Genomic DNA, 14,209 nt, shown 5'->3' with positions numbered 1-14,209 from the left:
ATTGCGTGCAGGAGCCGCACCGGCATTCTAGGGCTGCCACCTTGGGCGCCGTGAGCAAGCTGTTCGCTGGGCGGATGGAGGGCAAACGATGCGTACGCGCGCTTGGATCGGCGCGAAAAAGATCCCAGGCAAGGGTTTCAAGCACCGCCTTTCTCCCGTTCTGGAACTCCCATGAAATTGAAAACCATTGCCGGCCTTTTGGCCGCCGCGTTTGCTGCTCCGGCCGTTTTGCGTCCAGCAATGTTGTCATCAGCCAAGTCTATGGCGGAGGCGGTAACTCGGGCGCCACGCTCAAGAATGACTTTATTGAGTTGTTTAATTGCAGCGATGCGCCCGTCAGGCTCAAGGGCTGGAGCGTGCAATATGCCGCTGCTGGCGCTTCGGCCGGCTTTTCGAGCATCACGGTCTTACCCGATGTCATCTTGCAGCCGGGTCAGTATTTCTTGGTGCAGGAGTCCAAGGGTGCTGGCGGTACGGTCGATCTGCCGACGCCAGACAAGGTGGGCTCCATAGCGATGAGTGGCTCCTTCGGCAAGGTGGTGTTGGCAAGCACCACGTCGGCGGTGGCCAGCGCAACGGCTCCGGCTATGTAGGATCTGGTGGCTTATGGCACTGGCGCCACGCCTGCTGAAGGCAGCGGCCCTACGCCAGCGGTGAGCAACAGCACCGGCGCGATCCGCGCGCTGGGCGGCTGCACCGCTACCGATCAAGACCAAGCCGACTTTTCGGTCGCAGCTCCGGCTCCGCGCAACACGGCTTCCGCTCTGAATGTCTGCAGCGGCGGCACCCCGCCGCCGCTTGACAAGCCCATCGTGCCGGTCTGCCCGGAGCCCCCATCACCGCCGGCTCGGGTGGACGCTTCAGCGTCACCGCCAGCGATGTCGACAGCGTCGGCAATGCAGCTGCCATCAGCGGCAGCTGGTCCGCAGCTTTCACGCTCGGTGCCTTCAGCGCGGCAACAGTCGATGGCGGCGTGGCCACGCAGGTGCCGACACGCTGACCGGCGGCTTGGGGTCCGACCAGTTCGTCTACACCAGCATGATCGATGCCGGCGACACCATCACCGACTTCACGCCTGCAGATGACTTGCTGGATCTGGGGCAGTCGATGCGCGCTTTGGGCATCAGCAGCGCCGACCCTTTGGCTTCCGGCCATGTGGTCTGCAGCAATGCAAACGGCGCGGCCATGATCGGCATCAACGCCGCCGGCACTGGTGGCGTGACACGCAGCCGCCCCTTGGTCCAATTGAAGGGCTTGAGCTGCGACAAGCTGAGCACTGCCAACTACAAGTTCTGAGTGACCGTCTCTCCCTCATTTTGAAAGCAAACAAGATCATGATCTTCAATCTCAAAACTCTCGCCTTGGCGGCCGGCTTGGCCTTGGCATCGCAGGCGGCTTCGGCGGCCAGTTTCAACTTCAGCGGCGTTGTAGATTTCAGCCCGACGGCATCTAAATTGGTCGGCGAGTTCATCGCCGGGCAATTCAGCTACGACGACCAAGCGGCCCTGCTGGCAGGCCCGGATGGGACGGTCGCGTTGCAGAGTTTGGACCTTAGCTTCCTGGGCCAGACCTTTCATTTGGCGCCAGGCAGCGACGCCTACGCCCAGTTTGAAGGCGGCGCGCTGGTCGGCCCCAATGCCGGCTTTGCTGGTGTGGCCGGCGGCTATCTGCAACTGCTGTCGGTCTGGGGCAGCAGCGGCTTCAGCTACAGCCACCATGGTGCGGACAGCCTGGGCAGCCTGACGGTCAGCGCCGTGCCCGAGCCGTCCACTTGGGCGCTGAGCCTGGTCGGTCTCTTGGGTCTAGGCGCCCTGGCACGCCGGCGCGCGCAGCTGGGCTGAGGCCTAGGGCGTCTGCAGCAAACCCCGCCACAAAGCGGCGCGGAGCAACTCGGCTTCGCCCGCCGGCAGGCAGGGGATGTCGAGCGCACGCTGCAAGCCGCTTCCGCCAAGCCCGCCATGGGTGTTGGCCTGTAGATGCCGCAGGCCGAAATAGCGGTCCAGACCCGAGCTGTAGAGGCGCAGACTCTGCAGCTTGGGGCCCGACACGATGATCCAGCGCTGCGTGAACACACCGCTGCGGTAAAGCATCAGGTCGCCGGACAAGGCGTAGGCGGCAAAGCCGACCCAGGCGCGCGCATGCAGCACGGCAGCGCCCAGCAGCAGGGCGCTGAGCGACAGCGCAGCCAGCCAGGGCAGCGGCGCGCCCAAGGCCAGATTGGCCGCCATGCCCAGCGCCCACAGCGGCAGCAGCCAGCGCGCTTGGCCGAGCAGCCTGCGCCGCAAACTCGCATCGCCCAGCGGCCGCCAGGCCAGGGCCTGCCAGTCCAGCTGCGGCAGGCATAGGCGCAGCAGCGCCTGCGCTTGCGCGGGTGTGGCCAGCGGTGCCAACTCGCTGAAGCGGGCAAATTTCTCTGCCTTGTCGGGGCTGTCATGTTGGCCGGCCACCGTCACGCTGAGTTGGCAGCGACCGAGCCGGCGCTGCAGCCAGCTGCTGCTGAGTTCCCAGCGCTGTAGCCTGGGCAGGCGCACGGCGGCGCGCGTTTGGGTGCTCAGGCCCGAGCTGCTCAAGAGGCGCTCGCCTTGCTGCTCAAGCCGGAAGTTATGAAACTTGATCAGAGCCATGGCAGCAGACAGCACTTGCAGCATCAATAGTCCGAGCAGCAAGAGGCTCAAGCTCAGCGCGGCCAGGTGCAGCCAGCCCTGGCTTTCCAGGTCCGCCCTGAAGACGCGGCTCAGCGCCGTCAAGGGTCGCTCGGACCATTGCAGCAGCGTGGTGCGCAAGGTCTGGTTGGGCATCACTGCGCCGAACATGGCCGCCAGCATCAGCTTGCCTCGGTTGCTGGTCAGCCCGAGCAGCAGAACCTCCCGCATGGGCATGGCGAACAAGAGTTGCGGCTCATGCGTCACCGAGGAGGTTCCGGTCGTTTCAATCGGGTTGACAGCGCCTCGCAACAAGGCCTCCAACTGCGCTGCGGCCGCCAGGCTCAGCACCTTCATCACCGCCTCGGGTTTGCCTCCGGCGGCCGACTCCAGGTGCAACTCGGTGACGCCAAAAATCCGGTGCAAAAAGATTCGCCGCTGGGTGATGTTCTGGATACGCGCGAGCGGGATGTGGCGCAGCGAGCGATCCAACACGCCTTCGCGCACCAGCAACTCGCCTCCGGTGACTTCGTAACGAAAAGCCCGTGCCCGCAGCACCGAGCGCAACGTCAATGCCAACATGGCGGGCAAGGCCCACAACACCCATTGCGCATCCTTGTGACCCAGAATCAGCACGGCAACCAGAGGCATCAGCATCTGCTTGAGCAAGCCGGCAATGCCGAAGAGCCAGGATGCCGGATGCAGGCTTTGCAACTGCGAGGCTTCACTCATGCTGAAGGGCTTGGCGAGGTAACAGTTGTTCGCGCAAGGCATGGGCCTGCGCCAGCGGCAGGCCATCGATGCGGATGTGATGGTCGTGGTTGCCGGCCGTGTGCAGGCTCAAGGTCGCCATGCCCCAGCGCCGGTCCAGCGGACCTTGGGTGACGTCCAAATGCTGCAGCCGCGCAATCGGCACCCAGACCTCGCTGCGCCACCAAACACCGCTGCGCAAGACCACGCCTTCGCCGATATGGTGCTCGGCGCGGTAATGTTCAAAGCGCAGTGAGGCATAGCGCCAGCCGCAAGCGAAACCGAGCAAGGCCAAGCCTGCCAGGGCCGGCAATACCCCATATGCCAAGTCCGGCCCATGCCTGCCGGCCGCGGCCGAGCGCAGCAGTAGCAACGATGCGCCGAGCGCCAGGGCGAGACCCGGCACAGCGCAACTGAGGCCATATCGCCAACGCCAGTAACGCAGCAAGGCAGGCAGTCGTTCGATCGGCTGATTGAACTCGTTCGTCATAGAAAAGGATTCTCAGTAAGTACGCCCGCCCTTGAACTGCGCGTGCTGGCGGCGCTGCAAGGTGGTGCTGCGGCCCATCGCCTCGAAGGACACGGCCGCGTGTGCATGCATGATGGCCAGGCCCAACGCGTCGGCCGCGTCCTTGCCCGGCTCTGACGGCAAGTTCAAGAGCCGCTGCACCATGGCCTGCACCTGCTCCTTGGCCGCATGGCCATGGCCGACTACCGCTTTCTTCATCTGCAGCGCGGTGTATTCAGACACTGCCAGGTCGTTCGACACCAGCGCCGTGATGGCCGCGCCGCGTGCCTGCCCCAGCAGCAAGGTCGACTGCGGGTTGACGTTGACAAACACGATCTCGACCGCCGCACAGTGCGGCTGGTAGCGCGCCGTCACCTCGCGCACGCCGTCGAAAATGATTTTGAGGCGCGCCGGTAAGTCACCGGTCGCGACCGCGCTGGTCTTGATCGTGCCGCTGGCCACATAGCTCAGACGCGGGCCGTCGGCGTCGATAAGTCCAAAACCCGTGGTTTGTAGACCGGGGTCGATGCCAAGAATACGCAAGGTGTAGATCCGACGAGGGTTAAGTTGGAAAGGGTTTCAGCGACGGCTGAGAACGCTTCGGCGGACTTGAAGGCGCGACAGCGCCGTGCCAAAGATAAAACCCGTTGTTTGCAGACCGGGGTCAATGCCAAGAATTCTCATGGCTCGCAGTGTCGCAGTTCAGGAGGAGATCCTGGGTGGCAGCCAGTAATTCTGGCGCTGGCGTTTTGCCGCTTGGGCGAGAGAGCAATTCAAGCAATGCTGATGACTTGTTGCAGCTTTGGGTTTGCATTGAGAAGCTGGCGGCTGAGCGAAGCGTGCCCATTGCGGAAGCCCAAATTCTCAAGGTGGATGGCAGCAACACCGCGGCGGGAGTCTTAGTGCTGAAGGCGCAAAAGAGCGAGAGTCATCCCAGATTCGCAATGAGTGAAGTTCGCCTTTGGAGTGGTTCAAATTGCATTCACTCGTAGCAAGTCGCTGATTCACCACCGTTGGCATCAGGTACATAGCCCAGGTCAAAGCCTAATTGCCAAAAACTCCCGGCTGTATTCACTCTGCGGGTAGTTGGAAATTCTGCTGTGTTGGCTCGCTCGATGATCTGGCCTCAGTCCATGGAAACTGTGCAAAGCAGCCTAAGCATCCAGGGCGCCGCAGAAAAGTGGCAAAGGTTTGAACTAATGCACAGAGGGCTCGCCAAAGTTTTAACAACACGCGGATTCAACCAAAGGCATGGTGTTTTTGCTACTGATAATCGCGCCACATTAAAGAGCTGAACCAAAGCTCGCCCTGCAGTAGCGATTCATATCGCCATGGGATGTATGCACATTCAATCCGTTTTTCAAGGATGTTCCATGACAAAGCCTTTGGGCCTTAGCCGCCTTCGTTTGCCCGCAAAAAGCACTTTGGCCCTGAGCCTGCTGGTGGCATTTGCACCTGGCTTCGCTGCCGACAAAACCACCACGGTGGCAACGGGCACCGAAGTGAAAAACACTTTTGATAGTGTTCTTGTGGGGAACTTAGCGGGGGACACCGAGACTTACAACGTGCTTGGCGCCGGCACGAAGATGACAAACACCTTCGATCTCACCATTGGCAACAGCGGCATCGGCATCTTGAATATCGAAAGCGGTGGGGCTGTGAGTAACCGCCGCGGAATGATCGGCCGCCTTTTGGGCAGCATTGGCACCGTGAACGTGACTGGCAAGGCCACTGGTGGTGGCCCGGCTTCACGGTGGGTCAACTCAGACGCACTGAACGTTGGAGAGGCCGGCACCGGTACCCTGAACATCGAAAATGCAGGGTATGTATCGAGTGCAGGCGGCGATATTGGTTATTACTCAGGCAGCAATGGCAAAGCAACTGTCACCGGCGCGGGCTCGCAGTGGTCCAACGCGGCTGACCTGACCGTCGGTAGGAGCGGAGCCGGTACGCTCAACATCGAAAACGGCGGTGTGGTGAGTAACTTCTATGGCAGAGTCGGTGAATCCAAAGACGGCACCGGCACGGTCAAGGTCACTGGCGCGGGCTCGCAGTGGACAAACGCAGGTTTCCTGACGATTGGTAATGGGGGCACTGGCACACTGAACATCGAAAATGGCGGTTCCGTGACCACCAATGGCGCCGCATTAGGCGGCTCGCCCGGCGGCAGCTTAACCGGCGGCAATGGCACCATCAATGTGACCGGTTCAGGCTCCAAGTGGACCAACACCGGGAACCTCACCGTTGGCGCAAGCGTCAAAAACACAGGTGCCGTCCTGAACATTGAAAACGGTGGGTGGGTGACTGGCAGTACCGGGCAAACTAGTATTGGCCAAGGCACAGTTAACGTGTCTGGCGCCGGGTCGCGTTGGGACACTACTGGGTATCTAAACCTTGGTACTGTTGCTTCCAGTAAGGGCACTCTGAACATCACAACTGGTGGCGTTGTGAATAGTGTCAACAGCATTGTCGGCCAGAATGGCTCTGCGGGTATCGGCGTGGTCAACGTCATCGGTGCGGATTCCCAGTGGAACCTTTCCAACCAGATCATCATAGGTGGCGCCTTTACTACCACCGGCACTCTGAACATCGAAGAAGGTGGTGTGGTGAGTGCCCAAAAAGGCATTGTCGGAAACGCCACAAACTCCACCGGCACCCTCACAGTTAAGGGCGCTGGTTCGCAGTGGAATAGCTCTTCTACCTTAACTGTTGGGTTGAATGGCACCGGCACCCTGAACATTCAGGATTCTGGCAAAGTGACAGCGTCATCGCTGAACATCGGTGCCAAAGGCACAGTCAATCTGGCTGGCGGCACCTTGGAACTGCCCAATAACAACGCCGGCGTAACACTCGTACCTCTGTCCAGACTCGTTTGGACGGCTGGCACGCTGAGCTTCACTGGGGACGCTGTTCTGAATAGCGCCTTATTGAGCAAAACCACCACACTGGGCGCCGGGCAGACACTCGCTGTAGGAGCGAAATTCAGCGTTGTCAATGCTTCAACCCTTACCCTGGATGGAGGCACACTGCAAGTCAAAACTGGCGCGGTGGATAGCGGCGGTACCTTTACGTGGAGCAAGGGAACACTGAGTTACACCGGCGATGCAGCCTTAAGTGCTGCGGGCCTGTTGGCTAAAAACACGACACTCGGCTCCGGCAAGACATTGAACGTAGCCCAAAATCTCAGTGTGGGTAGTGGTAACACCTTGGCTCTGAGTGGCGGTGCGCTGCAAATTGCTAGCGGCTCTTTGGATGGCGGCAACTTCAACTGGAACCAGGGAACGCTGGGCTATACCGGCAATGCCAGCGTGGGCGCTGGTTTGCTGGCCAGCACGACCACACTCGCGTCCGGTAAAGCTTTGAATGTTGCCAAAATTCTCAACATTGGCACGGGCAATACCTTGGATACCCATGGTGGAACCCTTGCTGCGGGCACCATTGCACTCAGCGGCGGCACGCTACAAACCAGTGGCGGTGAAACGTCTGCTGGCAGTTTCAACTGGGCCAGCGGCACGTTGGGCTACCGAGGCGACGCAGCCTTGGGTACCGGTTTGCTGGCCAGCACCACCACGCTGAATAGCACCCAGGCATTGAACGTAGCCAAGAACCTGAGCCTTGGCGCGGGACATACCCTGAATCTGAATGGTGGCGTGCTCAGCGCAGACACCTTGACACAAAACGGCACGGTCAACTTGGGTCAGGGCGGTCAAATCAGCACGGTGGGCGGCACGGTCAACAACAGCACCGTTGCCTTCAGTGGCGACAGCAGCGTGCAGGGCAACTTCACCAACAACGGCACTGTGGCGGGCAGCGCAGGCACCCTGAGTTTCATGAACGATGTGAATGGTGCTGGCAGTTTTGCGGGCAACTTTGCCTTCAAAGCCGCCTTCAACCCCGGCAACAGCCCGGCAGCGTTCAGCTTTAGCGGCGGGAATGCCACGTTTGACAGCACATCGGTGCTGAACATGGAGTTTTTTGGCGCCACACCTGGCACCCAGTACGACCAGCTGATTAGCATCAACACGCTCACCTTCAATGGCAAGCTGAACCTTGCCTTTGACAGCAGCTATGTGCCTGCGCAGGGCACTAGCTTTGCACTGTTTGGCTTTAACAGTTTCAGCGGCTCGTTTGGCACTGCAGAAGACGGCTACTCCAGCATCTTTGTGACGGGCTATGACAAAAGCAAGCTGGACTTCTCGCACCTGAGCACCGATGGCACGGTGCGTGTGGCGATTACGTCTGCCGTGCCCGAGCCAGAAACCTATGCCATGCTGCTGGCAGGTTTGGCGTTGATGGGCGCCATGGTCCGCCGTCGCCGCAGCGCAGTAAGCGTGTAATTTGCCCATGACTAAAGCGCAATACATCCTGACCACCCTACTGGCAGCGCTTGCCGTGGTGCTGGCCCTGCTCAATGGTGTGCTCCTGAGCACCAACCAAACAGCGCAGGCCGAGCTGGCCCAAAAACAGGGCTACTTGCAGCAAACCGGCCAGTTGGAAGGCATCTACACCAACATCGCCACCTCGCTTGCGCAGTTGGCCCTCAAAGACAATGACCGTGCGCTGATTGACATGCTGGGCAGCTTGGGCCTGAAAGTCACGCCCAACCCAGCACCGGCAACGGCTGCTGCCGTTGAGAAACCATGAGCGCCAATATGAACAGCAATGACACCCGCAGCCCCTTTGTGCCCGTGCTCTTGATGGGCGTGGCGCTGGTGGGCTGGCTAGGCTTTCAGGCAGTGCAACTGGTGGCCGAACGCAACCAGCTCAACGCACAGTCTGCGGCACTGGCCCCAACACTGGAAAAGGCTGCCAAGTTGCGCGAACAAGGGGATGCACTGGTCAACGCTACCCAGGCACTTGCCACACAAGGCAACGCCAATGCCCAGCGCATGGTGGCAGAGTTGCAGAGACAGGGCATCACGATCAAGGCCAAGTAAGCCTTTTTGTCGTAAGAGATGTGAATTTGAAGGCCGCTTTTTTGCCACGAGTTCTCGCTCATTGGCGTCCATCGCAGGACGACCTTTGGTGTTTACTTTGGCGGCATGCAAGTTCGGCTTACAGCCCTTCAGCGACGATTGATCTGGCGTGATGGGCAGCAGCTCAAGGCACGTGGCAGCCGCCCGCCGCCCCAACATCCACCGCCAGTAAGCGCTCAAAGTGCCAACTGGAAATACCAGCGTACCGAGTGAAAGAACACCGGTGCGGCGAAGCACAGCACCGCAATGCGGTCGAGCAGGCCGACGGCGCCGGTGATGGCGCTGAGATTGCCCCAGTTGTTGACGCCCGCATCGCGTTTGAGGGCCTGCATGATCAGCCCGCCGAAGCTGCCCGCGCCGGAGGCGACAAAAGCCATCAGCATCGCTTGGCTGGCCTTGAAGGGCGTGATCCAGAACAAGGCGCCGCCGGCCAGGCCGGCCGCGATCGCGCCAATCCACCAGGCGCGCATCGAAAAGTCACGGCTGATCTGGCGTGCCAGCGGCCGCCTGCGTAGGCGCCGGGTGGCGGCGAGCTGCGCCGACTGCCCGCAAGCGACCACCGCCACCAGGAAGAACAGCAGAAAAGCGCCGCTGCCCAGGTAGCCAGGGAACTCCAGCAAGAGCAGCGCCGGCGCATGCGAAAGACCGTACACGCAGACCATGATGCCCCAGTGAATCTTGGCGTTACGTTCCAAAAAACGCGCCGGGTCACCGGCCAAGGCGCTGACGACTGGAATCGCCAGAAAGCTGTACACCGGGATCAGCACCGAGAACAAATCGAAGTAGCGCCCGCCCGTCAATGCGTACTGCATGGGCAAGATCACAAAGAAAGCCAAGAGCAAGCTTCGGTGGTCGCCCCGGCGAGTGTGCAAGAGGGTGATGTACTCGCGCAGGGCCAGGAAGGAGAGCACGCCGAACAGCAGCGTCGCGCCGATCGGCCCCGCCACCCAGGCCAGCCAAAACACGGTGGAGCCAAACCAGGCCAGCCTCAATTCATGGGCAAAGCGCTGGCGGCGCGCTTGAGCCGCCAAGGCATCCTGGCCGCCGCCCGCCTCGCGCAAACTGTTCAGGAAGCTGCCTATGCTGGTCAGCAGCAGAACGCCGAACAGGATCACGAACAGCAATCCCACTTGCTCGCTGGCCGTCCAGGCGCTCAGGGGATTGGGTGCTTTAAGCCAGTCCCAGTTCATGCGCGGCCTCCGTCGGGGCGCAGCGCCAGCACAGCGGCGCGGGCACGGGCAAGAAACGCCCGCTTGTCTTCATCGGGGGCCAGCTGCATCGGCGTTCCAAAGGTCACCGTGCACAAGATCGGCACCGGCACCACTTCGCCCTTGGGCATCACGCGCTGCACATTGTCGATCCAGGTGGGGATCAGCTTGACCTGCGGGAACTGCTCGGCCAGGTGGAAAAGACCGGCCTTGAAGGCCTGGGGCTCGCCCTTGTTGGAACGCGTACCCTCGGGGAATATCACCACCGAGTCACCTTGGGCGAGGGCTTCGATCAATGGCTCCAGCGGATCTTCATCCGGTGTGGCCCGGGTGCGCGAAACATAGATCGCATTGAACACTGCGCTGGTAATCCAAGCCTTGAGCGGGCTGCTGGTCCAGTAATCGCGCGCCGCGATCGGCCGCGTTTGTGCCCGCAGGTCACCCGGCAGCGCGGCCCAGATCAGGACCCAATCGAAATGGCTTTGGTGGTTGGCGAAATAAATGCGCTGCTCCGCCATCGGCGGGCAGCCCTTCCAATGACCTTGCGCGCCCGTGATCAGGCGGGCGATGCCGGCCAGAGCCAGTCCTGTGAATTGAGCTAACGACATGGGGCCATGGTAGCGAAGTTTGTGTGGCACTCAAACGAGCTTCAGGCAGCACGTGCAAGTTCGGCCTTAGCCAAACTCCATCGCTAGCTTCAGCCATGCTTTGGGCCGGCCACGAGTGGGTACTTTCGGCTGACGTATGCGAGCATCGTGCTGGGTGCAATCGCGATTGCTGCCACGCCCAAGGCCCAGTGCAGCGAGAAAAACAAGCCCGTTGGAAAGATGGTCATGAACCAGAACCATGCCTGCAGTCCGGTCTGGTGAAAAAACTGCGAGCAGCGTTTGCATTTCAACGGTCGCATCACCGATGAGTTCGCTGCGGCCCAATTGGAAAAGCCATGCGGTCTTTGACAGTTTGGGCAGGGTCTTGTCATGAGTAGCATTGCGTTTTGCTGCAGGTAATCTATTGGATGAAAGCGCCGAATGGAAGGTAAGCGTGGCTGCAATCCTTAGCGCTTGACAGCGCCAAACGGGTCGCCCGCCTTCCAGGCCGGCATCGTCTCGGCATTGCCAATCGAGCGCCCCAAGGTCAGCGTGTATTGCGCTTGCTCTCGCATGCCTGAAAAGTCCCAATTGGGTTGCAGCGCGGGATGATTCATGAGCATGGCATCGTGGTGGAGCTAGAGGCCGCACTTGCCCAGTGCCGCGTCGGCAACGATGAAGGGCGCTAAGAGGATGCCGGAGACGGGGATAGGCGAATACTTGACCGTGCTGTCGCCTTGGGCTCCAGGGTTGAGCTTGCCGTTCAGGCAATCACGCCGACCGGCGGTCGTCACGCCGGCCTCCAAGCGCTGATCAATCGTGGCCGCTGCCTTGCCGTCGCGCACGCGAGCGCGATAGGCCAGCGACGGGTTGTGCGCCGCCTCCCGCAGGGCGCGGCCGGTGGCATCGGGGTTGAGTCCAGCTAGCGCAGGCGGCGCGGAAGCGGCGGTCGCAGCGGTGTCGGCCAGCACGACAAGCTCGGTCGAGACGAGCGCTTCGGTATTGGCTATCTGCGGGGGCGATGCTTTTGCTCGGGCGGCTAAGGGGTTCGCCTTCGAAGGCCTCGCCGGGCGCACCTTTTGGACCGGCTGTGCAGGTGCGAGTTGGACGGTGACAAGATACGCAGCTTTCCGCGCAGGGTTGCTTGGCTGTCGATGCAGGGCATCGAGCAGCAAGTACACCAGCAAGAGATGAAGGCCGCCGACGAAGACCAGGAAGCACAGGCGTCGCCGGGAAACGAGGTGGCCGCGCAGGCGGGCCCAAAAGCTTAAAAAGCCGACCAAACCGAACAAACGATTCATTGCGAACGGGCTGCTACTTGATGAAATAGCCCGAAACCCGCCATGCACCGTCCTCGCCCTTCATCGGCGTGAGGGTCTCAACGGCGCTGGCCTTGTTGGCAAACTGGGTCTCGAAGCGAATGACGACATACGCGCCGTCCGGTGCGCCCGGCAATGTCTTGGTGAAATCAGCCGATTTCAGCTGACGCGTCTGGACGCTGCCCAGCGGCGTGCGCACGGCCTGCAAAACGCTCACCCATTTGGGCTTGCTGATCAGCGCCTGGATGGGTGCGGCGGCCTGATCCCAAGTGTCGCCAAACTGCCCTGCATCAGCCAAGGCCAGCCACTGTGTTGCGGCCAATTTTGCCTGCGCCTGGGCTTCCTGATGGTCTTGAGCGAAGGCCGCGCCGGCCGCGAACATGATGCCGCTAGCGAGAGCGAGTCTTCTGGGTAAATGCATGTGGGCCCCTCAAGCTAGCAAGTGGAATGAGATGCTACACCCTTGGTGCATCAATCCAAGCACATAGCGTGTTACGCAAGCAGAGCATACTTAGCGCTTGACTGCGCCAAACGGGTCGCCGGCCTTCCAGGCCGGCATGGCCTCTGCATTGCCAATCGAGCGCCCCAAGGTCAGCGTGTACTGCGCTTGCTCGCGCATGCCTGAGAGGTCCCAGCTGGGGTCGTAGCGGTCGCTGCTTTGGTGGTAGCGCTGGCCGTAGGCGGCGCGCTTGGCGGTCTGCGCGGCGACGTCGCCGTGGTATTGGCTGCCGCTGCTGACCGAAAAGGCCGGCACGCCGGCTTTGGCGAAGCTGAAATGGTCGCTGCGGAAGTAGTAGCCGCCGACGTCCACGCGCGGCGGCGCGATGCTCAGCCCCATTTGTTCGGCCACCTGCGCGGCCACAGCGCCCAAGTCGCTGCGCTCGGCACCATGGGCACCGATGTCGCGGGTGCGGCCGACAAAGTTCAGGGTGTCCAGGTTCAGGTTGGCCGCCGTGCGCGCCAGCGGCCAGAGCGGCTGCTGCGTGTACCAGGCACTGCCCAGCAGGCCTTGCTCCTCGGCCGCCACCCACAGGAACATCTGGCTGCGCCGCGCCGGCTGAAGCGCGGCGGCCTGCGCCATGGCCAGCAGGGCGGCGGTGCCCGAGGCGTTGTCCACCGCGCCGTTGAAGATCTGCGTTTCGCCGCTCGCATTCGTCGTCTTGCCGATGTGGTCCCAATGGGCGGTGTAGATGACTAACTCGTCCTTGAGTTTGGGGTCGCTGCCCGGCACCAGGCCGGCAATATTGAATTGCTCCAGGCGGCGCAGTTCGGTGTGCAGCTCGCCCTGCAGGCGCAGACCCAAGGGTACGGGCTTGAACTCGCGCGATTCGGCTTGTGCGCGCAAAGCGTCCAGGTCCAGGCCGGCGCTGGCAAACAACTGCTGGGCTGCCGGCTGGCTGATCCAGCCCTGCAGGGGCAGGCCGAGCTTGCCGCCGTCGAGCTGGAACTGCTCGCTCAAAGCGCCTTGGCTGACCACGCTCCAACTGCTCAGCGTGGAGGCCTCGGTGTGCAGCACCAATACGCCCTTGGCGCCGCGGCGCAGCGCCTCCTCAAATTTGTAAGCCCGGCGACCGTAAATCGTCATGGCCTTGCCGGCAAAGCGGCCGGGTTCGGCCTCGGTGGGGTAGGGATCGTTGGCCAGCACGATCAAGACCTTGCCGCGCAAGTCCAGGCCTTTGAAATCGTCCCAGCGCTCCTCGGGCGCGCTGATGCCGTAGCCGGCAAACACCAGCTCTTCGCCAAAGGCATTGATCGCCTGGGCGTTGCCGCTGCCGTAGACCCAGTCGCTGCCGAACTTCAGCACAGGCATGGGCCCGCTCTTGCTGTCACCGTCGATGCGCAGCTGGCTTTGAGCTTGGAGCGTGCGTGTGCCGAGCAGGCGCACGGCTTGACGGTAGCTGCCGCCGGGTGCAGCCGGCTGCAGGCCCAGCACCTTGGCCTGCGTTTCCAGATAGGCGACAGTCAGCTCGCCGCCGCGCTGGCCGGTGCCGCGGCCTTCGAACAGGTCAGAGGACAGCAAGGCCAAATGGGCGCGCAGCGGCACCTCATCCACGACAGGGCCAGCACTCGCGGCGTTCTGCGCCCAAGCTGGCCCGGTCAAGGACAGGGCTGCGGTCAGGCTGAAAAGAAGGGCGTTGAAGCGCATGATCCGTGCAGATTTGCCGCTAGGGCGAAGCCGGCATTAGACACTGCGTCGATAGTCCGCTTCGCGCGGACTA

The 14,209-nt window shown here is 61.8% G+C and carries 16 protein-coding genes; 7 read left to right on the top strand and 9 right to left on the bottom strand.

All coding sequences use genetic code 11. The annotated features are described in order from the left end of the window. The first annotated feature begins 74 nt into the window (after positions 1-74). The 3 genes from LNV08_RS15340 (at position 75) to LNV08_RS15330 (ending at position 1,841) form a co-directional block, all read left to right on the top strand. Positions 75-593: a lamin tail domain-containing protein gene (locus LNV08_RS15340; protein ID WP_263534775.1), complete on the top strand. Its 519-nt coding sequence runs from the start codon at positions 75-77 to the stop codon at positions 591-593. Positions 594-1,008: 415 nt separating this feature from the next. Further along, on the top strand, positions 1,009-1,296 hold the full coding sequence (locus LNV08_RS15335) for a hypothetical protein (RefSeq protein ID WP_263534594.1): 288 nt from the start codon (positions 1,009-1,011) through the stop codon (positions 1,294-1,296). 38 nt (positions 1,297-1,334) lie between these two features. Beyond that, positions 1,335-1,841 (top strand): PEP-CTERM sorting domain-containing protein, encoded by a 507-nt coding sequence (locus tag LNV08_RS15330; RefSeq protein ID WP_263534593.1) that lies wholly within the window; start codon positions 1,335-1,337, stop codon positions 1,839-1,841. A 3-nt stretch (positions 1,842-1,844) separates the two neighbouring features. Here the strand turns inward: LNV08_RS15330 and LNV08_RS15325 are convergent, their stop codons facing one another. Genes LNV08_RS15325 through ruvC form a run of 3 tightly spaced genes read right to left on the bottom strand, consistent with a single transcriptional unit; the run spans position 1,845 to position 4,443 of the window. Continuing rightward, positions 1,845-3,374 carry a PH domain-containing protein gene (locus LNV08_RS15325; protein ID WP_263534592.1) on the bottom strand — a complete coding sequence of 510 codons (1,530 nt, stop codon included), beginning with the start codon at positions 3,372-3,374 and terminating at the stop codon, positions 1,845-1,847. After that, the gene (locus LNV08_RS15320; protein WP_263534591.1) at positions 3,367-3,882 is read right to left on the bottom strand and encodes a PH domain-containing protein; all 516 of its coding nucleotides are present in this window, start codon (positions 3,880-3,882) and stop codon (positions 3,367-3,369) included. The genes LNV08_RS15325 and LNV08_RS15320 overlap by 8 nt, the downstream gene beginning before the upstream one ends. 12 nt (positions 3,883-3,894) lie before the next feature. Further along, entirely contained in the window at positions 3,895-4,443 is a 549-nt protein-coding gene (gene ruvC, locus LNV08_RS15315; RefSeq protein WP_263534590.1) for a crossover junction endodeoxyribonuclease RuvC, read from the bottom strand. Positions 4,444-5,273: 830 nt separating this feature from the next. Between ruvC and LNV08_RS15310 the strand changes: the two genes are divergently transcribed. The 3 genes from LNV08_RS15310 to LNV08_RS15300 are packed head-to-tail and all read left to right on the top strand — an operon-like array spanning position 5,274 to position 8,837. Next, entirely contained in the window at positions 5,274-8,237 is a 2,964-nt protein-coding gene (locus tag LNV08_RS15310; protein ID WP_263534589.1) for a beta strand repeat-containing protein, read from the top strand. A gap of 7 nt (positions 8,238-8,244) precedes the next feature. Next, positions 8,245-8,544 carry a hypothetical protein gene (locus tag LNV08_RS15305; RefSeq protein ID WP_263534588.1) on the top strand — a complete coding sequence of 100 codons (300 nt, stop codon included), beginning with the start codon at positions 8,245-8,247 and terminating at the stop codon, positions 8,542-8,544. Next, entirely contained in the window at positions 8,541-8,837 is a 297-nt protein-coding gene (locus LNV08_RS15300) for a hypothetical protein (RefSeq protein WP_263534587.1), read from the top strand. The genes LNV08_RS15305 and LNV08_RS15300 overlap by 4 nt, the downstream gene beginning before the upstream one ends. A 215-nt stretch (positions 8,838-9,052) precedes the next feature. On the opposite strand, the gene LNV08_RS15295 is transcribed toward LNV08_RS15300, so the two are convergent. The 4 genes from LNV08_RS15295 to LNV08_RS15280 all read right to left on the bottom strand — a co-directional run bounded on the left by LNV08_RS15295 (position 9,053) and on the right by LNV08_RS15280 (position 11,642). Beyond that, positions 9,053-10,066 carry a phosphatidate cytidylyltransferase gene (locus LNV08_RS15295; protein WP_263534586.1) on the bottom strand — a complete coding sequence of 338 codons (1,014 nt, stop codon included), beginning with the start codon at positions 10,064-10,066 and terminating at the stop codon, positions 9,053-9,055. After that, complete coding sequence (locus tag LNV08_RS15290) at positions 10,063-10,692, bottom strand: lysophospholipid acyltransferase family protein (RefSeq protein ID WP_263534585.1); 630 nt, start codon at positions 10,690-10,692, stop codon at positions 10,063-10,065. Before LNV08_RS15290 ends, LNV08_RS15295 begins: the two co-directional genes overlap by 4 nt. Positions 10,693-11,138: 446 nt before the next feature. Further along, a complete protein-coding gene (locus LNV08_RS15285; RefSeq protein ID WP_263534584.1) occupies positions 11,139-11,288 on the bottom strand; it encodes a hypothetical protein in 150 nt (49 codons plus the stop codon). 21 nt (positions 11,289-11,309) lie between these two features. Continuing rightward, positions 11,310-11,642, bottom strand: coding sequence for a hypothetical protein (locus tag LNV08_RS15280; protein ID WP_263534583.1), 333 nt, complete (start codon positions 11,640-11,642; stop codon positions 11,310-11,312). A gap of 132 nt (positions 11,643-11,774) precedes the next feature. Between LNV08_RS15280 and LNV08_RS15275 the strand changes: the two genes are divergently transcribed. Further along, on the top strand, positions 11,775-11,942 hold the full coding sequence (locus tag LNV08_RS15275; protein ID WP_263534582.1) for a hypothetical protein: 168 nt from the start codon (positions 11,775-11,777) through the stop codon (positions 11,940-11,942). Between the two features lie 43 nt (positions 11,943-11,985). Here LNV08_RS15275 and LNV08_RS15270 read toward each other — a convergent pair whose 3' ends face one another. Both LNV08_RS15270 and LNV08_RS15265 read right to left on the bottom strand, forming a co-directional pair. Continuing rightward, complete coding sequence (locus tag LNV08_RS15270) at positions 11,986-12,411, bottom strand: DUF4019 domain-containing protein (RefSeq protein ID WP_263534581.1); 426 nt, start codon at positions 12,409-12,411, stop codon at positions 11,986-11,988. Positions 12,412-12,501: 90 nt separating this feature from the next. Beyond that, a complete protein-coding gene (locus LNV08_RS15265) occupies positions 12,502-14,136 on the bottom strand; it encodes a M28 family peptidase (protein WP_263534580.1) in 1,635 nt (544 codons plus the stop codon). Between the last annotated feature and the right edge of the window lie 73 nt (positions 14,137-14,209).

This window comes from Paucibacter sp. TC2R-5 (assembly GCF_025717605.1).
GTDB lineage: Bacteria > Pseudomonadota > Gammaproteobacteria > Burkholderiales > Burkholderiaceae_C > Paucibacter_A > Paucibacter_A albus.
This window is presented reverse-complemented; position numbering and strand designations above follow the sequence as displayed.